Below are 24,017 nucleotides of genomic sequence, written 5' to 3' on the forward strand. Positions count from 1 at the left end.
GTTTACAATCCAAAACGATATTGAAGTCCGCCTAAAAACTGTGTACGGCTTCCCAGAAAACCAGCTTCAACTCTAAACATAATATGTTTGTTGTACTGAAATTGAGATCCCACAATGAAATTCCACATATCTTTTGGCGCTTTTTGCAAAGAATACTGAATTGTAGACTGATCTGCCGTACTCAAAGCGCCGTCTAAAGTGGTTAAAAAAGTTCCGGCTCTTTCCAGTGCGCGGTTGGCTGTATTATGCTTTGTCACATTTACAGGATTATTTTGCTGGGCCGGAGTTAAACTGTTCCACCATGTATCTACTTTTTCCTGATTTTCAGATACTTTTGCGAGACCTGAATCTACTTTGCTTTGTGCTGTAGTCAGATCAAAAATATCCGAAAGCGGAATGTTTCCATTTGTATCACCAGAAATATGAACTCTGAATCCGCCCACCCAAAATGCTATATTTTGATCTGTTTTATTAAACTTAAAAGTTTTGCCCAGTCTGGGACCAAAAACATAAGAAAATGCAGGTTTGTCGAGTGAGCTGATATCCGTCCAGGCCATATTCATATCGAGTGCGAGCCAGCCTCCGCCAATTCCAATTGTTGGTGTCATACCAAAACCAAAAGTGGTGGCATTAAAATTTGCCTTGGTGCTGAATGATGCTGCCTGCGACCAATTATTATCGGCATCCGGAATCCATATTCCGGCATTGATTTTGGTCGAAGTATTGGCTTTTCCAAAGACTCCGTAAATATTCAAAAAGGGAAGAAGCCAGATGTCTGGACGAATAGTAAGCGCACCGGCTTCAACAGAAGATTTGTCAAAACGAACAATTTCATCTAAGTTGTACATGGGGCCATTATTAAAACCAACTTCCAGCGTATTGATAGTAATTTCAGAATCCTGCCAAAAGTAATTTACAGATAATCCCGCTGAATAAGGAAGTTTATATCCTTTCTGGGCAACTTTTTCTCCCCAAATAGGAAGTGCATATGAATATTCTACGACTTTGAGGCTGTCTTTTAACTGCTGATTTTTTTGCCCAACAATTTTATCAGTATAAACCTGTGCGAAAAACGGAATACTAAATAATAAAAAAAAGGCTGATATTAGTTTTTTACATTTCATAGATTTGAGTATTAATTGATTAAAATAAAACTGCTTGAAATAGATATGCACTAATTTATTGGGAGAATTTCGGCTTGTTTTTTGTTCTTAGCGGAGTATAAAAAAAGGAAGGAGAGGGATATATTATACGTTAATTAGTGTTAAAGTTAACTAAAAATTTCTTTTGTTTTAATTTATTTTTGGATAAAAGCATTTAAAATGAGTGTGTTACAATATTTTTTTAAAAGAAAAAATAAAAGTATTATTTTTACAGTCATGAAATGGATCGCTATAATCTTGTCAATTTACCTGATGGCACTTTCAAATATGCCCTGTGCAGATATGGAAGTCAATAGCGCTATGCATAAAACAGCCCAGTATTCATCAGAAACAAATCATTCGCATGACAAAGACAATGATTTGTGTTCGCCGTTTTGCGCTTGTAACTGCTGCGGTGCACAAGTTTTAAGTTACCAGATCTCTGCAGCTTATGAATTTCCTGCAGCCTATACTAAAATTTCAATTCCTTTACCAAGTTATAATTCAGTGTTTACTTCCAATTTCTACGGAAGTATCTGGCAGCCGCCTCAAATAATATAATGATTTCAATCCGATAATTATCAGAATCGGATTAGAGAGTTGTGGACTTTCCACAGATAAGGGCAATTTCTGCCTAATTTCTCACGTCATTATATATTCAAATGTTAGATAAAATCATTCAGTTTAGTATACGGAACAAATTCGTTATACTCTTATTTACCCTTGTTTTAATAGCCTGGGGAAGCTATTCGCTTAAACAATTACCGCTCGATGCCCTGCCGGACGTTACCAATAATCAGGTTCAGATTATTACAACGGCACCAACTCTGGCAAGTCAGGAGGTAGAACAATTAATAACTTATCCGCTTGAGCAGGCTGTAAAAACGGTGCCGGATATTATAGAACTCCGCAGTATTTCCCGATTTGGGTTATCTGTCGTTACCGTTGTTTTTGAAGACAATGTTGATATTTACTGGGCTCGAGAACAAATATTTCAACGCTTAAAACAAGCCGAAGAAAACATTCCTGATTATGCGGGATCTCCGGAACTGGCTCCCATTACAACCGGATTGGGAGAAATATATCAATATGATGTTTATGCCAAAAAAGGTTTCGAAAACAAATACGATGCAGTAAAATTAAGAACGATTCAGGATTGGATTATTATTCCGCAGCTGCAGGGAATTAAAGGTGTGGCCGAAGTAAGTACGTGGGGCGGAAAATTAAAACAATACGAAATTGCCGTAAATCCCAACACGTTAAACAGCTTAGGCGTAACGATTACCGAAATTTTTGATGCCCTTGAAAAGAACAATCAAAATACCGGAGGCGCTTATATTGAAAAAGATCAATATGCATATTTCATTCGCGGTGTCGGAATGGCAAAAGGAGTCAAAGACCTTGGTAATGTTGTGGTTAAAAACAGAAACGGTTCTCCGGTTCTCGTTCGTGATGTTGCTGAGGTGCGCGAAGGCGTGGCGCTGCGTTACGGTGCTTCGACAAAAGATGGTAAAGGAGAAATCGTTTCCGGTTTAGTTTTAATGCTGAAAGGAGAAAATTCGAGTGCCGTTGTACACCGAATCAAAGCGAGAATGGAGCAGATTAATAAAAGTCTGCCCGAAGGTGTTGCTGCAGAAGCTTTTATCGACAGAGGGAAACTGGTCGATAATGCGGTAGGAACGGTTACAAAAAACTTACTGGAAGGAGCGTTAATCGTCATTTTTGTTCTGATTTTATTTCTTGGAAACCTTCGTGCGGGCTTAATCGTAGCTTCGGTAATTCCGCTTGCGATGTTGTTTGCTATTATTTTAATGAATGCCTTTGGCGTAAGCGGAAACCTTATGAGCTTAGGCGCGATAGATTTCGGAATCATTGTCGACGGCGCTGTTATCATTGTAGAAGCTTCGATGCATCATCTGCAAAAACTCAAACAAAAAAAAGAACTTTCGCAGCAGGAAATGGATGTTGAAATCTACAATTCGGCTTCCAAAATCAGGAATAGCGCCGCTTTTGGAGAAATTATTATCCTAATCGTTTATCTTCCCATTTTAGCTTTAATAGGAACCGAAGGAAAAATGTTTAAACCAATGGCAATGACAGTTGGTTTTGCAGTTATTGGGGCTTTCATACTTTCACTGACTTACATACCCGTAATGAGTGCTTTATTTCTTTCGAAGAAAACAGAACACAAAGAAAATTTCAGTGACAGAATGATGCTTTGGCTTGAAAATTTATATCTGCCGTTTTTAAATAAAGCCTTAGCCTGTAAAAAAGCAGTTTTGGGGATTTCGCTCGGATTATTTGCTTTGGGATTAATCGTTTTCCAAAATATGGGAGGCGAGTTTATTCCAACAATCGAAGAAGGTGATCTGGCCATAAACGCTTCTATTATGACAGGAAGTTCGCTTTCGCAGACCGTTCAGACGACTACCAGATTTGAAAAAATTTTAAAAGCTGAATTTCCTGAAATAAAAACAATTGTGACCAAAATAGGAAGCGGTGAAATTCCAACCGATCCGATGCCCATTGAAAGCGGCGATTTAATTATTGTTTTGAAAGACAAAAAAGAATGGAGGAAGAAATATGATAATTGGGAAGAACTGGCAAATGCCATGAAAGAAGAGATGGAAGTGATTCCGGGTGTTAATATTGAAATTTCCCAGCCTATACAAATGCGTTTTAATGAATTAATGACAGGAACCCGAAGTGATATTGCAATTAAAATTTTTGGGGATGATCTGGAAATCCTGGATTCAAAAGCATCAGAATTAATTTCGAAAATAAAAAGTATCGAAGGAATAGGCGATTTAAAAGCGGATAAAATAACAGGCCTGCCTCAAATTACAGTAAAATACGACTACAATAAAATTGCCTTATACGGATTGAATATTTCTGATATAAATCAGATTATCCGTTCTTCTTTTGCGGGAGAAAGTGCCGGAAAAATTTATGAAGAAAGCAAACGGTTTGATGTGGTAGTCCGCATGAATCAGGATTATCGCACTGATATTACAGATGTGAGCAATTTGTTTATTCCGCTGCCAAATGGCCAGCAGGTGCCGCTATCACAGGTCGCAATAGTTGAATACGAGCAGGGTCCGGTGCAGATTGTCCGTGAAGATGGAAAACGCAGAATTACCGTTGGCCTAAACGTTCGCGGAAGGGATATTAAAACCGTTGTTGAGGAAATTCAGCAGAAACTCGATAAAAATTATAAACTTCCTGCGGGTTATTATGTGACTTATGGCGGCCAATTCGAAAATTTAATTGAAGCATCAAAACGACTTTCGATTGCATTGCCCATTGCTTTAAGCCTGATTTTAATTTTGCTTTATTTTACGTTTAAGAGTTATAAACAAGCGCTTTTAATTTTTACTGCAATCCCGTTATCTGCAATTGGAGGCGTATTTGCGCTTTCGCTGAGAGGAATGCCGTTTAGTATTTCAGCCGGAATTGGGTTCATCGCTTTATTTGGAATTGCCGTACTCAACGGAATTGTCCTGATTTCGTATTTCAACCAATTAAAATCTGAAGGAATTGAAAATCCGCTGCAAAGGGTTTTAGTTGGAACCAGGACGAGACTGCGTCCTGTTTTGATGACTGCAGCCGTTGCTTCTTTGGGATTTTTGCCAATGGCATTATCTACAAGCGGCGGTGCAGAAGTACAGAAACCTTTAGCAACTGTTGTTATTGGAGGTTTAATCTCAGCGACTTTATTGACCTTAATCGTATTGCCGATTTTGTATTTACTGCTGGAAAAATTTAAACAAAAAGAACATAATTAGAAAACGTATTGCTGCTTATAAAATAATTCTCCCGCAGATTAATTAAAATCAAAAACTGCTCAATCAGCAGAATCTGCGAGGGATAAAGAAAAATAAAAATGAAAAATCCGATATATAAAAATCAATTGAAAAAACATTGTTTCCGATTACTATCGGGATTGTGGTTAAGCACATTTCTATTGGGAAGTACAGCTCTTTCGGCACAACAATCAATTAGTCTGGAAAAAGCAATAGATCTTGCCAAATCTAACAATATAGATTTAAAAATTGCCGACAAGGAAATACAGAAACAGACCGTTTTGAAAAAAACTGCTTTTCAGCCCGATCCTTTGCAAATCCAATATCAGGGCGGACAATTTAATAGTGCCGATTTTGACCATAATGTTTCTGTACAGCAATATTTTCCGCTGGGAAGTGTTACAAAAGCCAATCGGCAATTGCAGGAAGAACTCGCAAAGCTGGCCGAAAAACGAAAAGCATTATCTTCTTACGAACTTGAAAAAGCAGTGACTTTGGCCTATTATCAATATTTGTATGGAATCTCAATTCAAAAGCTGAATTCTGAATTAAACGAGATTTACACTAAATTTTTAAGAAATGCCGAACTGCGTTTTAAAACCGGAGAAAGCGGCAATATCGAAGTGATTAGTGCCAAAGCCAAAGTAAAAGAAATCGAAACGCAAAAAGAGCAATTAGCATACGATTTGGCCATTTACCAAAAACAGCTTCAGTTTTTTGTTCAGACAAATGAAAATATAATTCCGGATGAAACAACTTCGCTGCAATATCCGTTTATGGAAAATCAGGATGCAAAAACGGAGACTTTGCTGAACGATTATTACCAGCAGCAGATTTCGGTTTATCAAAAAGAAGCCGGAACACATAAAGCACTGCGGACACCTAAGATAGGTTTAGGTTATTTTGCACAAACAATCAATACCGAATCATTGTTTCAGGGTTTTACAGCCGGATTACAAATTCCGTTATTTGGCGGTGTCAATACAGCAAAAGCAAAAGCTTCGGAAATCAGTATTTCGCAGTCGCAATTGGCATTAGATAAAAATAAAATGATTTTGAAGCTGCAAAAGGAAGAACTGGAGAACAACTTTAAAAAGCAGCAGAAAAACCTCAATTATTATCAAAATGAAGGCCTGCAGTATGCCAGTCAGATTATTGAGACGGCGCAGAAAAGTTATGCCAACGGCGATATGAGCTATTGGTCGTACATCAGTTTCTTAAATCAGGCTATTGATATTAAAAAACAGTTTGCAGAAGCAGTACACAGCTATAATCAGAGTGCGATTGAACTTCAGTTTCCAACCATTAAAAACAATTAAAATGAAAAATGTATATAACGAAAGTTTAAGATTGTATTTTATCTTCGCAATCCTTGCGTTTACTATAACAAGCTGTAATGAAAAGAAAGCTGAAGAGCCACAGGAAGAAGAAAAATCGACAACAGAAGTTACTTTAACCCAATCTCAATACAAAACCGTTGGCATTGAAACAGGATTTGTAGAAGAAAGAAATCTCAATAAAATCATTAAAGCAAATGGCTACACTACGGTTCCGCCGCAAAACTCCGCCGAGGTTTCTACCTTAATTGGCGGTACTGTAAAGGATATTTATGTTTTAGAAGGGACATATGTTACGAAAGGAAAAGTTTTGGCAACGATTCAAAACCTTGAAGTAATTGAAATGCAGGAAGATTATCATTCAGCAGCAGCTAATGTTGAATATCTGCAGTTAGAATACAACCGACAGAAAACACTAAGTGAGGAAAACGTAAATCCGAGGAAAACGTTTCAGGAAGTAAAAGCCAGATTAGCAGCCGAAAAAGCCCGTGCACAGGCGGCGAAAAATAAACTGGAAGCTCTGCATGTTTCTGTAAAAGGAAATACTTCACTAGTTCCGATTACAGCGCCAATAAGTGGTTATGTGGGGAAAATCAGTATTGCCAAAGGTGCTTTTGCACAAACCGGAACAGCACTTTTTGAAGTGGTTGATAACAGCCAGATGCATTTAGATCTCAATGTGTATGAAAAAGATTTAGGTTCGATTTCTATTGGTCAGGTTATTGATTTTGTGTTGACCAACCAGTCCAATAAATCAATTAAAGGAAAGATTTTCGGAATCAATAAATCATTTTCCAACGAAAGTAAAACGGTTGCCGTTCACGCTAAGATTGATCCTGCAGATGCAAAAGACCTGATTTCAGGAATGTATGTTTCTGCGAATATCAATATTGTAAATGCAACAGTCCCGGCCCTGCCAAAAGATGCAGTGGTTCGAAATGCAGATAAATATTTTGTTTTTGCACAAGAAGAAGAGCATGCCAATGAAAATTCAAAAGAAAAAATAAAAGAAAAATCAACAGAAAAAGAAATTCATTTTAAGGCGATTGAAGTAATTCCCGGTACAACAGATTTAGGTTTTACAGAAGTTAAGTTTGTAGATAAAATTTCTCCCGATGAAAAAATTGTTATAAAAGGTGCTTTTTATCTGCTATCTGCAATGAAGGGCGGAGGAGAGCATGAACATTGATTTTTTGTTTGGTGCTGAGGTGTTAGGTTTACTTTTAAATTTTGAAATTTAGATTGCGACAGCTGTCGGATTGAGAGATTAAAACCAGTATAACTGCAGCTTAATTGCCATAAATTGATTAAATTTAAAACATATTTTAACCAAAGTTTCAGATAATCCAAACTTGAAACTTTAAACCTGAAATGCTATAATGATACATCAAGATAAAGAAATAAAACATACCAAAAATAAAAACAAATCTTCCTGCTGTTCTCATGACGAATCTGAAAAAGCTGACAACGATGGACATGACCACGGACACGATCATGATCACGAGCATATTGCAGAAGGAAGTTTGTTTAAAATGTTTCTTCCGGCCATATTGTCTTTTATTTTAATGCTTATTGCCATTGGTTTTGATAATTATTTCCCGCAGACATGGTTTAACGGTTATGTTAGAATTACATGGTATATTATTGCTTATCTTCCGGTAGGGATTCCGGTTTTGAGGGAAGCGTATGAAAGTATTCTAAAAGGAGATGTTTTTTCAGAATTTTTTCTGATGTGTATTGCCACAATAGGTGCGTTTGCAATTGGAGAATATCCGGAAGGTGTTGCCGTAATGTTATTTTATACTATAGGAGAAACATTTCAGGGAATGGCAGTCAGCAAAGCAAAATCTAATATTAAAACCCTGCTGGATCAGCGTCCTGATGAGGTAACGATTTTAGAAAATAATATTGCTGTAAAAGTAAAAGCTGTTGATGCTAAAATTGGTGCTGTTATTCAGCTCAAAGCGGGCGAAAAGTTAGGTCTGGACGGTGAATTACTATCAGATTCTGCTTCATTTAATACTGCAGCATTAACAGGAGAAAGCAAACCTGATACAAAAAAGAAAGGTCAAACCGTTCTTGCCGGAATGATAAACGGAAACACGATTGCGCAGGTAAAAGTAACTACCGCTTACAACGACAGTAAACTTTCGAAAATATTGGAATTAGTTCAAAATGCAGCGTCAAAAAAGGCACCGGCTGAACTGTTTATTCGCAAATTTGCTAAAATTTACACGCCAATTGTGGTTTATCTCGCAATTGCGATTTGTTTAGTTCCAATGCTTTTTGTCGATAATTATGTTTTTAACGACTGGCTGTACAGAGCTTTGGTATTTCTGGTAATTTCGTGTCCATGCGCGTTGGTAATCAGCATTCCGCTGGGTTATTTTGGCGGAATTGGTGCTGCAAGTAAAAACGGAATTTTGTTTAAAGGAAGTAATTTTCTGGACAGTATTTCGACTATCCAAAATGTTGTAATGGATAAAACCGGAACAATGACCGAAGGTGTTTTTAAAGTGCAGGAAGTAATGATAAATCCCGATTTTGATAAAGATGAAATTCTGAAATTGGTGAATGCTTTAGAAAGTCAAAGCACACATCCTGTTGCAACTGCAATTCACAATCATGTAGGTCCGGTAGATTCTTCGGTGGAATTAAAAAATGTCGAAGAAATTTCAGGTCACGGATTAAAAGCCCTAATTGACGGAAAAGAACTTCATGTTGGTAATTTCAAACTGCTTGACAAATTTAATATCGCTTATGATCTTGACCCGGGTTCGATTGTTTATACGACAATTGCAATTGCATACAACGGAAAATTTGCAGGGTATCTGACCATTGCCGATGAAATTAAGAATGATGCTCAGGAAACGGTTTCTAAATTGAAAGCACTGGGTGTAAAATTGACAATGTTAAGCGGAGACAAAAGTAATGTTGTGCAGTTTGTGGCTGATAAACTCGGGATAACCAAAGCTTTTGGAGACTTACTTCCGGAAGATAAGGTAAATAAAGTAAACGAAATTAAAGCTCAAAACGAAACTATAGCTTTTGTAGGCGATGGTGTAAACGATGCTCCCGTAATTGCGTTAAGTACTGTAGGAATTGCGATGGGAGGTTTAGGAAGCGACGCCGCAATCGAAACTGCCGATATTGTGATTCAGGATGATAAACCAAGTAAAATTGCGATGGCAATAAATATTGGGAAACAAACCAAAAAGATTGTATGGCAGAATATCACGCTGGCTTTTGTTGTAAAAGCTTTTGTGCTGATTCTTGGTGCCGGCGGACTTGCCACAATGTGGGAAGCGGTTTTTGCCGATGTTGGTGTGGCGCTATTAGCGATTTTAAATGCAGTCCGAATTCAGAAAATGAAGTTTTAATAAATAAAAAAAATGCGGTGAATTAATAATTTAACCATCGCATTTTTTTATAATTAAAATTCAAAATTGTTTTTAGAAAAGTGCTGGCAAAACTCTTTAATAGTTTGTCTGACTGTTCTAAACTCTTGCAAAATTTCTTCATCAGTGCCATTTGCTTTTGCAGGGTCATTAAAATTTTGATGTATTTTTTGTGCTTTGGAAGGAAAGAATGGACATCTTTCTTTTGCATTATCACATACCGTAATTACAAAATCAAAATCGATATTTTGATATTCGTCAATATGATTTGATGTGTGGTTAGAAATGTCAATGCCGTCTTCTTTCATAGTGATAATGGCTTTGGGATTTACCCCGTGTATTTCTACGCCCGCACTGTAAATTTCAGCTTTGCTTTCTAAAAAGTATCTTAAATAACCTTCTGCTATTTGGCTTCTGCAGCTGTTGCCTGTACAGAGTACCAGAATTTTTTTTGTCATAATTTAAACGAGTAACCAAATGATATTGATAATGCAGAACTTGGGTTCAAAACCAAAAATGAGCTGCAATACTATAACAGATGTTGTAATAATAATTGCTCTTTTGTATTTAATCCATTTATCTTTCACCATTAACAACAGCCGGAATTTGGAAGACATGAATTTTTTTCGTCCGGATTTAACTCTGTTAGATTTAGTGAAGGAATACCACATGCAGTATTAGCTAAACAGGCTGTATTCTTGTTTTTTAATACAAAATGATTTCCGTTAAATGCCAAATCATATCTTCCTATCGTTTCATTTTGATATTCAACTTCAATTTCGAGATCTTCAATATTCAGTTTTTCTTCAGATAATTTAATGATATTTAAAAGTTTTGTTGGTTTCAGTCTATGTTCGTAATCTTCTGCATTCCACAACTGAAAATTAATTACGCTTTCATTACGAATTACACCTCCGCAGTCAATGAACTTTTTGGTTGTTGTCCCAATTTCAGTAACATGAAAATTTTCCGGTACAAAAGTCCCGTTCTCTAATTGGAATACAGTATTTTCTAAATCAGGAAGAATCTTTTTAATTTCTGATAGTTTCATTTTTATTTGTTTTATAGTTATAATGCAATATTGCGATATAGTTTGTCAAAAAAAGGTTTTAACAGCATTTCTGCTCTTTGGTTGTGGCAATAATATTGGAAAAATAAGAATTTAAAATATCAAAAGCAGTTTCATCAATACAATAACAAATCGCGTTTCCTTCAATATTTCCTTTTATCAGACCTGCGTTTTTTAATTCTTTTAAATGTTGGGAAACGGTAGGCTGGGCAAGTGGAAGCTCATTTACAATATCGCCGCAGATACATTCGTTTACCTTTAAAAGATATTCGATAATGGCAATTCTTGCCGGATGTCCCAAAGCTTTTGCTATGGTGGCGATCTGATTTTGTTTTGCTGTAAAATGTTCTGTTTTAGTAGCTCCCATTTTATTTAAATTTTATATAGCAATATTACGATATAGTTTGTTTCAAAACAAATAATTTAAAACAAAAATTATAGAGAAGACATTTTAAACATAATCACGCATTTACAAAAATGTCAAGGCTGTCCTAAAATCTTATATATCTAAAATAAAATAGAAGGTTAGACTTTAATTAAGAATTAAGCTGACTTTTTGAGACAGGCTTTTTGCCAGTTCAGGTTTGCTGTCATTATTGATGATCCACGGAATCAGCTTTCTTTTCTCAATAATTTTCTCTTTAGAATAAACCAGAGTAAAATATTGTGTCGGGAAATGCATATTTTTTTCAGCTTTAGAAAGCTCTTCGTAGTAAAAACGGGATTTTTTTAACGAAGGATATTTGTTTAGCAAATAATCGTTTATCGTGTAATCTGCACCTTCTTTATACAAATCGTCACGTAAAATTCCTGTTATTGTAGTTTTTTTAATATTCTGTTTTAAGCTTCGGTATGTTTCTTCAGTCATTGAAAAGTCAGAAGATTTAAGCTGTCCTTTTTCAGACAATTGCCTGATAACCGAAAGCCGTACATAATCGCCGTTTATTTCAATTACTTTAAAAACAAAATAATTATTCTGTGTGCTCTGGCTGCCATTAGAACCTGTTTGTTTACTAAAAAGGAAACTTCCAATTTGCAATCTGTGCTCGGGAGTATTCATCGCTTTTTTCCACATGTACGGTTTGTAAACGATCTCTCTAAAAGCATAACAAGCAATAATCAATATACTTATCAGAAGCAATTTTTTCATTATATGTAATTTGAGGCTGTTTTTTAACAGTTTTATTTTTAAATTTTTGCTAAAAGTACTAAAATAGATTTTATTCCATCAATAAATTTAAACCCAAAATTACATATTTTTAAAGATTGCTGTATAAAAGCTGTAGTGTATGAAAATCAGATGATCCGTCAAAATATTTGTGCAGTACTTCCTGAAAAACAGGCTCTGTATTTTGGATACTTGCAAACAGCGTCATACAAGACTGAAGTTTTTCAACATCAGGCGATCCAAATATATTGACAACGTCAGCTTCTTCTTTTTTGACTAACTCAGCAGTTATTTCAATAAGATGTTTTCCTAAAATTGGATGCTCGAGAAAGGCAATTGCTTCATCGGCATTTTTAATTTCATAGAATCTGGAGGTATCGCTCGAACCCATTCCTTTAATCTGCGGAAAAATAAACCACATCCACGGAGATTCTTTTTTACCTTTTTTAATTTCTTCAAGAGCAGTTAGATACAATTTATTCTGAGCATCTAGAAATCTAAGTAATTCTGTGTTATTGTAAGCCATTCTTTACGATATTGATTTGGGGGATATCACGTGATAAATCTACTGAAAATATGTTTAGTTGTACATTACTAAATCTTTTTTTTACTGATATTTTTTTAATAAGGGAACAAAGGTTTAGAGCAGCAGAAATTTAGAGGTTTCGAAGTGTAAAAGTTCTGGAAGTCTAAGTTTAAAGATGAAAAAGCATTAAATTTTTCTTCCTAAAAATTATTAGGAATAGCAAATTGCAAAGTTTTTTGACTAAAAGGACAATTCGGAATTTAGTTTAACCCAAGATGAAAGCGATTAATCTTTTTAAATATTAAAAAATGATTTAGATTTTGTCATTTCGACGAAGGAGAAATGACAAAATCTAAAATCTAAAATCTAAAATCTAAAATCAATAACTCGCCGGCTTACGAACATTTTTGCCTGTTTTTTGTGTAAGATCATCTCCAAGATCTTCTCTGGCGGTTTCGGCTATTTTTTGAATCTGAGATACAATTTCAGGATATAATTCCTGAACATCCCGAATTTCGCCCGGATCATGTGCCAAATCATACAAGGCGAGCGGAATTTCAGCTGTTGCACCTTTTCCTCGTAAACCATCTTTTCCGGGTAAATTTTTATTGTAAGTTGTGCCTTTATGCGGAAAAACCAGTTTCCAGTGTTTATAGCGAATAGCTTCGAGGTTATTGCTTCCGGTGCCAAAATAATAATAGAAAGTATCTCTTGGGCCTTTCTTGGTTTTTCCGGTTAACAGAGAAAGGAAATCTAAACCGTCAATTTTGTTCTCAGGTAAAGAAGCTCCGGTAATATCGGCAATTGTAGGCAGTAAATCCATATTGGTCAAAAGAGAACTATTTACTGTTCCGCCTTCAATTTTACCCGGCCACCGAATTAAAAAAGGAACACGTGTGCCGCCTTCCCAAGTAGTTGATTTTCCTTCTCTAAATCCTCCGGAAGAACCGGCATTGTCACCAAAAACAAGCCAGGGGCCATTGTCACTTGTTATAATTAAAACGGTATTTTTAGTAAGTCCTTCGTTTTCTAATGTTTTTAATATTTCTCCGACAGACCAGTCAATTTCCATAATAACATCACCAAACAAACCTAAATCACTTTTACCTTTAAATTTAGCTGAAACGGCCAAAGGTGCGTGCGGCAGCGGATGTGTAAGGTATAAGAAAAAGGGCTCTTTTTTATTTTTTTTAATAAAAGAAACTGCTTTTTCAGTAAAAAGAGTGGTCAGTTTAGAAGCTTCTTGTATGTTTTTTATCGTGTCAATAACCGTAGTATTGCTGATTAACGGAAGAGGAGGAAAGCCGGAACGCATATCTTTCGGATCCGTTACAAGCGAATAACCATCATAATCAACGGGCCACACATCATGCGAATACGGAATCCCGAAAAACTCATCAAAGCCATAGTTGGTAGGCCAGTAGGGCATTTCGTTTCCTAAATGCCATTTTCCATAATTGGCAGTTTTGTATCCTGATTTTTTTAAAAGGGAAGCAATCGTTTCTTCTTTCGGATTTAAAGCGCGTTTGTCGCCCGGAAGCAAAACCCCCGACATTCCTATTCGGTTAGGATAACAGCCCGTTAGTAAAGCAGCTCTTGATGCCGTACAAATAGCCTGGCCGGCATTAAAATTAGTAAATCGCATTCCTTCCTGAGCCACCTGATTAAAATGCGGAGTTGCAATTCCGGTCATTCCGTAGGGTTCAGTATCTCCATAACCCATATCGTCCATATTGATAATCACAATATTGGGTTTTGGATTTGGTTTTTTGTTTTGAGCCGTTATTTTAAAACCAATAAACGGAATCAATAATAAAATAAGGATTAAACTTTTTTTCATAATTATGTGGTTGATTTGGATAGCTGACTACAAATATAATTCGCAAAAATGAAAAGTATTTCTTCTGAGAAAACTCTTTTGTTGGAAATAAAAGCAAAATTGTTATTTTCATAAAAATAAAAAACCCGGCAGATCTAAATCTGCCGGGTTTTAAATTATAAAATAAAATTATTGTTTGCTAATCGAAATCGCTTTACTGGCAGTATTGGTTTTTAGGAAATAAATTCCTGCTGCCTGTTCAGAGATTGAAATTACATTTCCTCTGCCTTGTTTAATTTTACTTCCGGAAGCAGAATAAACAGTCCATTCCAGATCTTTTGATAAATGAAATACTCCTTTGGAAGGATTTGGATAAACGACAATTTCATTTGATACTGCATTTGGATTTTCAACACCAAGATGGCAGTCATGAACCATATAGGTAACATTTTTTGTGTTATTTCCTGTTGAATTAGTTACGGTAAGCGATACTGCTTTATCTCCTTCTGCAGAATAAGTTACGCTATGCGGTCCGGGTCCGGCTGCAGATGCAGGTTGTGCACTGTCGCCAAAATTCCATGAGTAAGTATCAATTGTGCCAAGGGAAACAGAGGTAAATGTTACGGTTTCATTTACGCATCCCATTTGTGGTGTAAACTCAAAATCGGCAACAGGAGCTGCGGCTGCGGCTAACACAAATTCCATTTTGTTTACGTTGATGTCATTTTCATCAAAATACAGCGTAATAACATGATTGCCCTGCGTTAAAGCGATATTAGGTACAGCAACTGTCTGCCATGCCTGAAAACCTCCTGTGTTTGGAATATCCAGAATTCCTGTTACGTTTACACCGTCAACTTCCAGATGTAATTTTCTGGTATTATAAGGTGTTGCAACTCTTAAATTGATCGTATAATTTCCGGTAGTATTTACCCTTGCAGTGTATTTTAGCCATTCATCTTTTGCGACATAAGCAAGATTAAATCCTCCTTCGCTGCAGGCTTCAGTTCCTACGCCGTCGCCGGGTCTGTAGGTATTATCACCTCCGCCGTTTTTATCCAGAAAAGCACCGGGTCCAACATCATAATTTTCTGCTTCAATTAGCCCCGGAATTTGAGCAATTAATCCCTGATATGGCTCGTTTTGAAGCGTTGTTGCCGTATAAAATGCAGTATAAGTAATTGTTCCTGATGCAGGAGCCTTAAAGGTTTGATTGGCTGCTCCGCCCTGACTCCAGTGATCGAAGTCGTAACGGATATTTTCAATATATTGCGGTGTTGGAGCATTTAACGTTTGCACAGCAGCATTTGCAACCACTTGTTTTGTTGATGGTGCCGTAACAGGTTTTTGATTGAATTCTAAATTAAGCGGAACCGGAGAACTTGCAGCGGTAACATCGACTAAATTTGGTTTGATATCAACAAAAGTTACAGCGGTTAAACCATTGCTGTCGGTAACTTTAACGGTAAATCTATACCATACATTTGGTGTTTTCTCTCCTTGGTTAGAAGCCGTAAAGTTTCCTGATTGGACGCCTTGCGGACTTGCTCCAGGGTGCGAATGCCCGGCTCCCGGAATATCTTCGTGAAAAAGATCAATGCTCCATGAAAATGCGCTAGGAGGTAAAGTTCCGTCTTCAACATCTGTTGCAGATGCTTCAAAATGTACTATATCCTCAGCATTCCATTTTAAGGTTGGAAGAGGGGCCGTAATGGTAACTGTTGGCGCATTGCTAAATGGCGTTACAGTTAATGTTGCCGGATTGCTGGTTATATTTCCTGCCGTATTGGTTACAATTACCCGATAAGAACCGGCATTTGCATTTGTAACATTTGGAATTGTATAACTTGCTCCCGTTGCTCCGTTTATATCTACGTTATTAAACTGCCATTGATATGTTAAACCAGTTCCGCTTGCAGAAACTGTAAAAGTTACCGGATTGGTTTCCATTATGGTTTGAGAAAGTGGATGATTAACAATGGTTGGTGCGGCAGTTTCGATATAATCCAGTTTAATTAATGAACCGTTATTGCCGTAAGCACAGTAATAAATGTATCCGTCATTCCCTAACATCATCCCAAGTGCCTGCTGCTGTGGTGCCGAATAAAATTCAGTTGAAACAGGATCGACAATGTTAGGATCAAACCAGCGGATTGCATTTCGGACAAAATCTTTTATTATAAATTTTCCCTGTAGATTTGGATAACGTGATATTGCTGGATTATAAAGAAGTCCGTTTGTTAAAGCATTTCCAATACTTCCGGTGGCGTATGTAAAAATTGGATTGGTAAATAAATTGGTTTCAGTTTGTTTTCCGTCACCTCCCTGCGGATGTCCCCAGGCATAATTGCGAATGGCCGGATTACTGATTTCGTTTACTTCTTCCCAGGAAGTTCCAACATCCAGAACAAATAATTTATTGGCTGTTGGATTAGCAACTAATCTCCACGGATTTCTAAAGCCGTAAACCCAGATGCTTTGTCTTTGTACTGATCCGCTTCCGTAAAAAGGATTACCCGGTGCAGGAAGTCCGTCTTCTGTAATACGAAGAATTTTTCCTTTATAAGTATCCAAATCCTGAGAATTGGTATTTAACTGGCTGTCACCTACAGTTACATAAAGATATCCGTTAAAGAATTTTAAGTCACCGCCATTGTGAAATCCGGCGCCAATAGGCTCTAAAAGCAAAATCTGCTGTCTGCTTATTACCTGATTGTTGTTGTCGATTTTTATCCTTTCGATTCTATGCCTGATTACTCCATCGTTTATGGAATAAAAAACATAGATATAACCATTTGCAGCAAAGTCAGGATGCAGTGTTAATCCGAGTAAACCTTGTTCATTGTCGGTAACTGTTGCTACAGTAAAAACAGTCGATACAGTATTATTTTGAAACACTTTTACAATACCGCCTCTTTCTGCAATAAAAATTCTTCCGTCAGAGGATTGTTCCAGAGCAAGTCCTTCTTTGATAACCGATGTAGGAGCAAGGTTTTGTGTAATGTATTGCGAATAGGATGTTGATGAAATGAATAAAGCAAAGACTGCTAATAAATAACCGAATCGCTTTTTAATCTTAAATTGTAGATTTTTTCTCATAATTATTCAGAATTTTAGTGGTTTGGGTTAACCAAATTTAATCTTTTTCTGTATAATTATAAGGTTTAGTAAAATTTCTTTACGATAACGATTTAGTCGTAAATTGAATTTAGAAGATTCACTATTTAAATTGCCAAACTTTGTTTTTCAGCTGTTTACTTCCCGATAATTTCTTTTCGATGTAAAGTTCCCCAGTCTTTCAAGGCCATGATAACATTGGTTAAAGACTTACTATGTTCTGTTCTGGAATATTCTACTGTTGGCGGAAAAGTATCATAAACACTTCTAATAACCAGTTTATTAATTTCAAGGTCTTTAAGCTCTTTTGAAAGCATTTTATCCGTAATTCCGTTTATGTCTTTAGAAATTTCTTTGAAACGTTTTGGCCGGTCAGACAGCGTAATTAAATAGGCAGTTTCCATCTTCCGCTTAACACTTCCAATGCATCTCTTACAGGCAGTAAAGCCGACATGCATTCTTTTGGATTACAATCTTTTTCGTCTGTTTTTTGTGTTTCTATTGCTGCTGTTTCCATAATTAGTGCTTTACTATCTTCAAGGATAGCGCTATCCTTTAGGGTAGTACTATAAAAGAGATAGCAAATGTAGATAAGTTTGTATCATAAAACAAATTATACAATCATGAGTCAAAAAATTCTAAGAATAATTACCAGTACCAATGGAGATACTTCGTTTAGTAACCAATTATCGAATGCTGTTATTGAAAAATTAACAGCATCAGATCCTGAAACTCAAGTACGGACACTTGATTTAACTCAAACACCTCTGCCTTATTTAACGGGTTCGCATATTAATGCTGTTTATACGCCTGAAGATGTACATACACCAGAACAAACAGCAGTATTGAAATATTCTGATGAAGCAATAAAAACCCTGCTGGAATCGGATATTATTGTCATAGGAGTTCCTTTGTACAACTTTGGTATTCCTGCAGTTTTAAAAGGATGGATTGATCAGGTTGCAAGAGCAGGAAAGACTTTTAAATACAGTCCGGAAGGTGCAAAAGGATTGGTAACGGGTAAAAAAGTATATTTATCGATTGCATCCGGAGCTATTTTTTCTGAAGGTCCGTACAAAAGTTATGATTTCTCAGAGTCTTATTTAAGAACTGTTTTGGGATTTTTGGGTATGACAGATGTAACCACTTTTCGTGTTGAAGGAACTGCAATACCAGATTTTGCAGCAAATGCTTTACCAACAGCGTTATCTTCTGTAGAAGAATTTGCTTTTTAAGCTGAGATAAAAAAATCAATTTATTAAATAACAAACCCGACAGGTTTTTAAAACCTGTCGGGTTTGTCGTAAAGTTTAGATTCTGAAATCTTTGTCAAAGTTTTAAACCTTGATAAAAATGTTATTTTTCAATAATCATGGTAACGCCTTGTCCGCCTGCAGCACAAATGGAGACAAATCCTCTGCCTGAACCTTTTTCATTTAATAATTTTGCCATAACGCCAATTATTCTTCCGCCCGTAGCAGCAAATGGATGAGCAGCTGCTAAACTGCTTCCTTTTACATTTAGTTTTTCGCGGTCTATTGTTCCAAGGGCTTTCTTCAAACCTAACTCGGCACTAAGTTCGGGACTTTCCCAAATTTTTAAAGTAGCCAGAACTTGTGCGGCAAAAGCTTCGTGAATTTCATAATAATCAAAATCCTGCAGATTTAAACCTGCCTTTTCAAGCATTCTGCTTGCAGCAAATAGGGGAGCCAATAAAAGATTTTGTTGGTTTTTGACATATTCTATTGCAGCAATTTCTGCAAAAGTAATGTAAGCCAGAATTGGCAGTCCGCGTTCGTTTGCCCATTCTTCACTGGCTAAAAGAATACAAGATGCTCCGTCTGTTAAAGGTGTAGAATTTCCGGCAGTTAAGGTTCCATTGGTTTTATCAAACGCCGGTTTTAATTTGGACAGCTTTTCAATACTGCTGTCTTTTCTTAAGTTATTGTCCTTATCAAGTCCGTTAAAAGGTGTAATCATATCATCAAAAAAACCTTCATCATAGGCCTTTGCCATATTCAAATGACTTTTAAGTGCTAAATTATCCTGATCTTCTCTTGAAATATTATAATATTTTGCTGTAATTTCAGTATGTCCGCCCATGGAAAGTCCGGTTTGCGACTCTTCATTTCTTGGAACTAATGGAGAAAAATCTTTTGGGCGCAATTTTAAAAATGTCTTAATTTTTTCGCCTAAGGATTTTGCCTGTCTGGCTTTTAGCAGCGTTTTTCTAAGTTTCTCGCTTACGGCAATAGGCATATCACTTATAGAATCTACACCTCCGGCAATTCCGGATTCTATTTGTCCAAACGCAATTTTGTTTGCAATGTATACGGCACTTTCAATTCCCGTATCACAGGCCTGTTGTAAGTCGCAGGCAGGAGTAGCAGGATCAAGTTCGGTTTTCATGACACACTCCCTAATGAGGTTCATATCATACGAATGTTTAATTACAGCACCTCCGGCAACTTCACCTAGTAATTGTCCTTTCAAATTATATTTAGTAATGAGTCCGTTTAAGGCAGCGGTCATCATTTGCTGGTTTCCAACTTCTGCATAAGCAGTATTGGCTCTGGCAAACGGAATTCGATTATAACCTACAATAGCAACTTTTCTGATAGTTTTTGTGGTATTCATGGATTTATTTTTTGGTTAAGGAAATTTATTCTGCGGATTAAAGATAAGTATACTTCCTTTAATTATCTGCTTTCCCGGAAAGTTTCTAAACCTGTAAGTGTAAAAATATCACGAAATAAACTTAATATATTATATTTATTTAGAATAATTAAAAATAATTTGGAAAGACCGGCAATAGCATTTACTTTTGCCGGACAAAACTTAAAATAGTATTAAAATGAGTATAAATATCATTAAGAAAGTTTGTTATTTAATGGTTCTTTTGACTTCCATAAATGCAATGAGTCAGGAATCAGGAAAAGTAAACGGAAAGATTTCTTTAAGCAGTAACGAACCATTACCAGGTGTTTCTATTGTTCTTAAAGGAACAAAATATTCGGCTGTTACAAACGACAATGGTCAGTATGAAATTAAAAATGTTAAACCGGGTTCTTACACAATTAGTGTGCGCGCAGTTGGAATTCATCCCGTTGAAAGTTCAATCGTAATAAATGCAAAACAGACTACAACAAAAAACTTTTCGCTTTCTGAAAGTCAGGAAGATCTTGATGAAGTTGTTATTACCAAAAACAAATACAAACAAGATAAACCTTCTTTGTCATTACGTCTTCAGACTCCGGTACTAGAAATTCCGCAGAATGTGCAAATCGTAAGCGGTCAGACCCTAAAAGACCAGCAGATTGTTAGTATGAGTGACGGAGTTATTCGTAATGTAAGTGGTGCCGTGCGTTTAGAACACTGGGGAGATATGTATACTAACATTACAATGCGTGGTTCTCAAATCCAGGCTTTTCGTAACGGATTTAATGTTGTTTCTTCTTTTTGGGGACCATTAACTGAAGATATGAGTTTTGTTGATCATATTGAATTTGTAAAAGGACCGGCAGGATTTATGCTTTCCAGCGGAGATCCAAGCGGACTTTATAATGTCGTTACTAAAAAACCTACGGGAATTACAAAAGCGGAAGTCAGTGCAATTGGCGGAAGTTATGATTTTTACAGAGTAAGTCTTGATTTGGACGGAAAATTGGATAAGAAAGGAAAATTACTGTACAGATTTAACGGAGCGGCTCAAAACAAAGGTTCTCACCGTGCTTTTGAACACAATGACCGTTATTCAATTGCTCCGGTTATTTCATATCAAATTGATGATAAAACAAAAATTACGGCAGAATATAATTTTCAATATGCAAATATGACCGAAGTTGGTTCTTTTTATGTCTTTGGACCTGCATCTGGCGGCTATGCAACACTTCCGGTAGGATTTACAATGACGCAGCCGGGACTGCCTGATACTAACATTCAGGATCATAGCGGTTACCTCACTTTCGAACATAAATTTGATGATAACTGGAAACTTACTGCTCAAACCTCTTATTTTAAATATATTCAGCAAGGGTACAGTTCCTGGCCAAGTTTAGTTGGCCCGGCTGATATTGATACTGACGGAGACAATACTCCGGATGTTTCTATTGGAGCAGGAGATATTATTAGAAATGTTGGAATCTGGGATGCTGAAAGTAATATGTATTTGGGACAAATATTTTTAAACGGAAAATTCAATACAGGTTCTGTTTCTCATAAAGTGTTAGGCGGAGTAGATTTAGGAAGTAAAGATTATGCGGCAGATTGGGGACAATCTCATGATCTGGATACTTTAGATGATCCGTTTAATGTTTATAATCCAGATTATGGTACACCGCCAAACGGGCTGCCAAATTTTGATCACACCACTCCGCTTTCCATCAGGGCAAAAAATGCAGGCGGATTAATGAATACAGATTATGCTGCAGGATATATTCAGGATGAATTTGGATTTTTCCAAAACAAAGTAAGACTTACGCTGGCAGGAAGATATACCTGGATTAGTCAGGCAAGCTGGGGCGGCGCACCAATCGAAGACAGCCATATTACACCACGTGTTGGTTTAAGTGTATCTATTGATGAAACAACAGCAGTTTACGGATTATACGATCAGTCTTTTATTCCGCAATCCGGAGTTATCACAAATGGTGATAAAGTAAAACCGCTTACCGGAAACAATATGGAAGTTGGGATCAAAAAAGACTGGTTTGACGGATCTTGGAGCACAACTTTAGCAGCCTACAGTATTTTAAAGAAAAACGAACTTACCTCTGATCCTGCAAATATTCCCGGGCAGCAGTATAGTGTGGTTTTGGGAGAAAAAAGAGCACAAGGTTTTGAATTTGATTTAAGAGGAAAATTATTTGATGGTCTTAATCTTATTGCCAATTATGCCTTTACAGAATCTATTGTAAACGAAGTCGATCCGGCAGTTTCATTGGCAACCGGAATTAAAAAGGGAGATATTGTTCCGGGTTATGCAAAACATACTGCCAATGCATGGTTAAATTATACTGTTCAAGGCGGAGCACTTAAAGGTTTTGGTGCTTCTATCGGAGGTTCTTTCCTTGCAGGACGTCAAACTGATACATGGAGCGAAGGTTTAGAAAAACTTCCAGACTATTTCAGACTTGACGGAGGTTTGTCTTATGAAACAGGGAAATTTAAAATTACAGGAAATGTATTCAATATTTTAGATAAATACCTTTACAGTGGTTCTTACTACAGCTGGTTAAACTCTTACTACTGGCAGACAGAACAGCCAATTAATTTTAGAGTTGGGGTTACGTACAAACTATTCTAATATATTGCCCACTAATTTAACAGCTTAAACGGATTTACGGAGGTTCATTTTAATTGTAACAGATAAAAAATAAGCCGTGTAAATCCGTTTAAGCTGTGGCTAAAATTTGCCCACTGATTTAAGGGATTAAACGGATTTACGCAGGTTTATTTTAATTGTAACAGATAAAAAATAAGCCGTGCAAATCCGTTTAATCTGTTTTATTTGTGGCTAAAAACACGAAATATTACCCTTTTTCTTTTTTAATTAAAGGAATCAGTTTTGTTCCGATGAGTTCTATGGCGTTCATTAATTGAGAATGCGTTAGTCCTGCATTGTCCATCTGAAAAGTAAATCTTTCAACTCCTCCCAGTGCTTCGCTGTGACGCAGAATTTTCTCTGCCGCTCTTTCCGGACTTCCCACAATTAAAACGCCTAAATCGTCAATTAGTCCATCAAATTTACCTTTTGTTACCGGTGGCCAGCCTCTTTCATATCCTAATTTTGTCCACAATTCGGCATAACCCGGGTAATATTCTTCAATGGCTTTTTCTGTGGTTTTCGAAACATAACCGGGCGAATGTAATCCAACTTTTAGTTCATGCGGTTTAAAACCGGCAGCTTTTCCGGCTTCACGATATAAATCAATTAATGGTCTAAAACGATGTGTCTGACCGCCTATAACAGCGACCATTAAAGGAAGACCTAAACTTCCGGCTCTGATAAAAGATTCCGGAGTTCCCCCAACGCCAAGCCAAATCGGCATTTTTTCCTGTAAAGCCCTCGGATAAACCGGAAGATTATTTAACTCCGGACGAAATTTTCCATACCACGTTATAAACTCATTGTCTCTAATTTGCAATAGCAGTTCAAGTTTTTCCTTAAAAAGAGCATCATAATCATTTAAATCATATCCGAAGAGAGGATAAGCTTCAATTGCAGATCCGCGGCCGACAACAATTTCGGTTCTTCCTTTTGAAATTAGATCGAGTGTTGCAAAACTTTGATACACTCTTACAGGGTCAGCAGCACTTAAAACAGTTACTGCACTTGCTAAACGTATATTTTTGGTTCTTGCTGCAGCAGCGCTTAATATTACTGCTGTTGCAGAATCCAGAAATTCTTTTTTATGATGTTCTCCAATCCCAAAAACATCCAGTCCGGCCTGATCTGCAAATTCAATTCTCTGTAAAAGCTGCTCCATTGCATCAACACTACTCAAAGTATTGCTGTCACCATACATTGCCGAAGCAAAACTATCTATTCCTATTTCTATAAATTTCTTTTAAAATTTTAATTCCAATTCTAAAATCCCAAATTCCAAATTCCAATCTAAAATCTAAATTCAGAAATA

At 36.6% G+C, this 24,017-nt stretch carries 19 protein-coding genes; 7 read left to right on the forward strand and 12 right to left on the reverse strand.

The features are described from left to right. Nucleotides 1–2: 2 nt before the first annotated feature. Nucleotides 3–1,124: a hypothetical protein gene (locus ASE21_RS11460; RefSeq protein WP_057122806.1), complete on the reverse strand. Its 1,122-nt coding sequence runs from the start codon at nucleotides 1,122–1,124 to the stop codon at nucleotides 3–5. A gap of 198 nt (nucleotides 1,125–1,322) precedes the next feature. Between ASE21_RS11460 and ASE21_RS11465 the strand changes: the two genes are divergently transcribed. The 5 genes from ASE21_RS11465 (at nucleotide 1,323) to ASE21_RS11485 (ending at nucleotide 9,662) form a co-directional block, all read left to right on the forward strand. After that, nucleotides 1,323–1,703, forward strand: coding sequence for a DUF6660 family protein (locus tag ASE21_RS11465; RefSeq protein WP_242410259.1), 381 nt, complete (start codon nucleotides 1,323–1,325; stop codon nucleotides 1,701–1,703). 101 nt (nucleotides 1,704–1,804) lie between these two features. Beyond that, a complete protein-coding gene (locus tag ASE21_RS11470) occupies nucleotides 1,805–4,927 on the forward strand; it encodes an efflux RND transporter permease subunit (RefSeq protein WP_057122807.1) in 3,123 nt (1,040 codons plus the stop codon). 98 nt (nucleotides 4,928–5,025) lie between these two features. Continuing rightward, nucleotides 5,026–6,264, forward strand: a complete 1,239-nt coding sequence (locus ASE21_RS11475; RefSeq protein WP_057122808.1) for a TolC family protein — start codon at nucleotides 5,026–5,028, stop codon at nucleotides 6,262–6,264. A 1-nt stretch (nucleotide 6,265) separates the two neighbouring features. Continuing rightward, nucleotides 6,266–7,471: an efflux RND transporter periplasmic adaptor subunit gene (locus ASE21_RS11480; protein WP_057123180.1), complete on the forward strand. Its 1,206-nt coding sequence runs from the start codon at nucleotides 6,266–6,268 to the stop codon at nucleotides 7,469–7,471. Nucleotides 7,472–7,661: 190 nt separating this feature from the next. Further along, nucleotides 7,662–9,662, forward strand: a complete 2,001-nt coding sequence (locus ASE21_RS11485; protein ID WP_057122809.1) for a heavy metal translocating P-type ATPase — start codon at nucleotides 7,662–7,664, stop codon at nucleotides 9,660–9,662. A 53-nt stretch (nucleotides 9,663–9,715) separates the two neighbouring features. Here ASE21_RS11485 and ASE21_RS11490 read toward each other — a convergent pair whose 3' ends face one another. From ASE21_RS11490 to ASE21_RS22400, 9 genes are all read right to left on the reverse strand, one after another. Beyond that, nucleotides 9,716–10,138, reverse strand: coding sequence for an arsenate reductase ArsC (locus tag ASE21_RS11490; RefSeq protein ID WP_057122810.1), 423 nt, complete (start codon nucleotides 10,136–10,138; stop codon nucleotides 9,716–9,718). Between the two features lie 131 nt (nucleotides 10,139–10,269). Next, nucleotides 10,270–10,731: a DUF6428 family protein gene (locus ASE21_RS11495; protein WP_057122811.1), complete on the reverse strand. Its 462-nt coding sequence runs from the start codon at nucleotides 10,729–10,731 to the stop codon at nucleotides 10,270–10,272. Between the two features lie 58 nt (nucleotides 10,732–10,789). Beyond that, nucleotides 10,790–11,116, reverse strand: coding sequence for an ArsR/SmtB family transcription factor (locus tag ASE21_RS11500; protein ID WP_057122812.1), 327 nt, complete (start codon nucleotides 11,114–11,116; stop codon nucleotides 10,790–10,792). Nucleotides 11,117–11,281: 165 nt separating this feature from the next. Then, nucleotides 11,282–11,899 carry a hypothetical protein gene (locus ASE21_RS11505; protein ID WP_128414691.1) on the reverse strand — a complete coding sequence of 206 codons (618 nt, stop codon included), beginning with the start codon at nucleotides 11,897–11,899 and terminating at the stop codon, nucleotides 11,282–11,284. A gap of 109 nt (nucleotides 11,900–12,008) precedes the next feature. Further along, entirely contained in the window at nucleotides 12,009–12,443 is a 435-nt protein-coding gene (locus ASE21_RS11510) for a DUF1810 domain-containing protein (RefSeq protein ID WP_057122814.1), read from the reverse strand. 379 nt (nucleotides 12,444–12,822) lie between these two features. Next, nucleotides 12,823–14,283 (reverse strand): sulfatase, encoded by a 1,461-nt coding sequence (locus ASE21_RS11515; RefSeq protein WP_057122815.1) that lies wholly within the window; start codon nucleotides 14,281–14,283, stop codon nucleotides 12,823–12,825. Between the two features lie 168 nt (nucleotides 14,284–14,451). Next, nucleotides 14,452–17,361, reverse strand: a complete 2,910-nt coding sequence (locus tag ASE21_RS11520) for a PQQ-dependent sugar dehydrogenase (protein WP_057122816.1) — start codon at nucleotides 17,359–17,361, stop codon at nucleotides 14,452–14,454. Nucleotides 17,362–17,516: 155 nt separating this feature from the next. Beyond that, complete coding sequence (locus tag ASE21_RS11525) at nucleotides 17,517–17,783, reverse strand: winged helix-turn-helix transcriptional regulator (RefSeq protein WP_242410260.1); 267 nt, start codon at nucleotides 17,781–17,783, stop codon at nucleotides 17,517–17,519. Continuing rightward, nucleotides 17,765–17,896 carry a hypothetical protein gene (locus ASE21_RS22400; protein ID WP_262487410.1) on the reverse strand — a complete coding sequence of 44 codons (132 nt, stop codon included), beginning with the start codon at nucleotides 17,894–17,896 and terminating at the stop codon, nucleotides 17,765–17,767. The genes ASE21_RS11525 and ASE21_RS22400 overlap by 19 nt, the downstream gene beginning before the upstream one ends. A 106-nt stretch (nucleotides 17,897–18,002) precedes the next feature. On the opposite strand from ASE21_RS22400, the gene ASE21_RS11530 reads away from it, so the two are divergent. Next, nucleotides 18,003–18,614 (forward strand): FMN-dependent NADH-azoreductase, encoded by a 612-nt coding sequence (locus ASE21_RS11530; RefSeq protein ID WP_057122817.1) that lies wholly within the window; start codon nucleotides 18,003–18,005, stop codon nucleotides 18,612–18,614. 121 nt (nucleotides 18,615–18,735) lie between these two features. Here ASE21_RS11530 and ASE21_RS11535 read toward each other — a convergent pair whose 3' ends face one another. Beyond that, nucleotides 18,736–20,016: an acetyl-CoA C-acetyltransferase gene (locus ASE21_RS11535; RefSeq protein ID WP_057122818.1), complete on the reverse strand. Its 1,281-nt coding sequence runs from the start codon at nucleotides 20,014–20,016 to the stop codon at nucleotides 18,736–18,738. Nucleotides 20,017–20,233: 217 nt separating this feature from the next. On the opposite strand from ASE21_RS11535, the gene ASE21_RS11540 reads away from it, so the two are divergent. Next, entirely contained in the window at nucleotides 20,234–22,684 is a 2,451-nt protein-coding gene (locus tag ASE21_RS11540; RefSeq protein WP_057122819.1) for a TonB-dependent receptor, read from the forward strand. Between the two features lie 226 nt (nucleotides 22,685–22,910). Here the strand turns inward: ASE21_RS11540 and ASE21_RS11545 are convergent, their stop codons facing one another. Then, a complete protein-coding gene (locus ASE21_RS11545) occupies nucleotides 22,911–23,939 on the reverse strand; it encodes an LLM class flavin-dependent oxidoreductase (RefSeq protein ID WP_057122820.1) in 1,029 nt (342 codons plus the stop codon). Between the last annotated feature and the right edge of the window lie 78 nt (nucleotides 23,940–24,017).

This window comes from Flavobacterium sp. Root901, from assembly GCF_001429765.1.
Taxonomy (GTDB): Bacteria; Bacteroidota; Bacteroidia; order Flavobacteriales; family Flavobacteriaceae; genus Flavobacterium.

What these genes read in the sequence shown, in the direction of transcription:
- ASE21_RS11460 (WP_057122806.1), bottom strand. Translation starts at nt 1,124, where the DNA reads ATGAAATGTAAAAAACTAATATCAGCCTTTTTTTTATTATTTAGTATT.
- ASE21_RS11465 (WP_242410259.1), top strand. Translation starts at nt 1,323, where the DNA reads ATGAGTGTGTTACAATATTTTTTTAAAAGAAAAAATAAAAGTATTATT.
- ASE21_RS11470 (WP_057122807.1), top strand. Translation starts at nt 1,805, where the DNA reads ATGTTAGATAAAATCATTCAGTTTAGTATACGGAACAAATTCGTTATA.
- ASE21_RS11475 (WP_057122808.1), top strand. Translation starts at nt 5,026, where the DNA reads ATGAAAAATCCGATATATAAAAATCAATTGAAAAAACATTGTTTCCGA.
- ASE21_RS11480 (WP_057123180.1), top strand. Translation starts at nt 6,266, where the DNA reads ATGAAAAATGTATATAACGAAAGTTTAAGATTGTATTTTATCTTCGCA.
- ASE21_RS11485 (WP_057122809.1), top strand. Translation starts at nt 7,662, where the DNA reads ATGATACATCAAGATAAAGAAATAAAACATACCAAAAATAAAAACAAA.
- ASE21_RS11490 (WP_057122810.1), bottom strand. Translation starts at nt 10,138, where the DNA reads ATGACAAAAAAAATTCTGGTACTCTGTACAGGCAACAGCTGCAGAAGC.
- ASE21_RS11495 (WP_057122811.1), bottom strand. Translation starts at nt 10,731, where the DNA reads ATGAAACTATCAGAAATTAAAAAGATTCTTCCTGATTTAGAAAATACT.
- ASE21_RS11500 (WP_057122812.1), bottom strand. Translation starts at nt 11,116, where the DNA reads ATGGGAGCTACTAAAACAGAACATTTTACAGCAAAACAAAATCAGATC.
- ASE21_RS11505 (WP_128414691.1), bottom strand. Translation starts at nt 11,899, where the DNA reads ATGAAAAAATTGCTTCTGATAAGTATATTGATTATTGCTTGTTATGCT.
- ASE21_RS11510 (WP_057122814.1), bottom strand. Translation starts at nt 12,443, where the DNA reads ATGGCTTACAATAACACAGAATTACTTAGATTTCTAGATGCTCAGAAT.
- ASE21_RS11515 (WP_057122815.1), bottom strand. Translation starts at nt 14,283, where the DNA reads ATGAAAAAAAGTTTAATCCTTATTTTATTATTGATTCCGTTTATTGGT.
- ASE21_RS11520 (WP_057122816.1), bottom strand. Translation starts at nt 17,361, where the DNA reads ATGAGAAAAAATCTACAATTTAAGATTAAAAAGCGATTCGGTTATTTA.
- ASE21_RS11525 (WP_242410260.1), bottom strand. Translation starts at nt 17,783, where the DNA reads ATGGAAACTGCCTATTTAATTACGCTGTCTGACCGGCCAAAACGTTTC.
- ASE21_RS22400 (WP_262487410.1), bottom strand. Translation starts at nt 17,896, where the DNA reads ATGGAAACAGCAGCAATAGAAACACAAAAAACAGACGAAAAAGATTGT.
- ASE21_RS11530 (WP_057122817.1), top strand. Translation starts at nt 18,003, where the DNA reads ATGAGTCAAAAAATTCTAAGAATAATTACCAGTACCAATGGAGATACT.
- ASE21_RS11535 (WP_057122818.1), bottom strand. Translation starts at nt 20,016, where the DNA reads ATGAATACCACAAAAACTATCAGAAAAGTTGCTATTGTAGGTTATAAT.
- ASE21_RS11540 (WP_057122819.1), top strand. Translation starts at nt 20,234, where the DNA reads ATGAGTATAAATATCATTAAGAAAGTTTGTTATTTAATGGTTCTTTTG.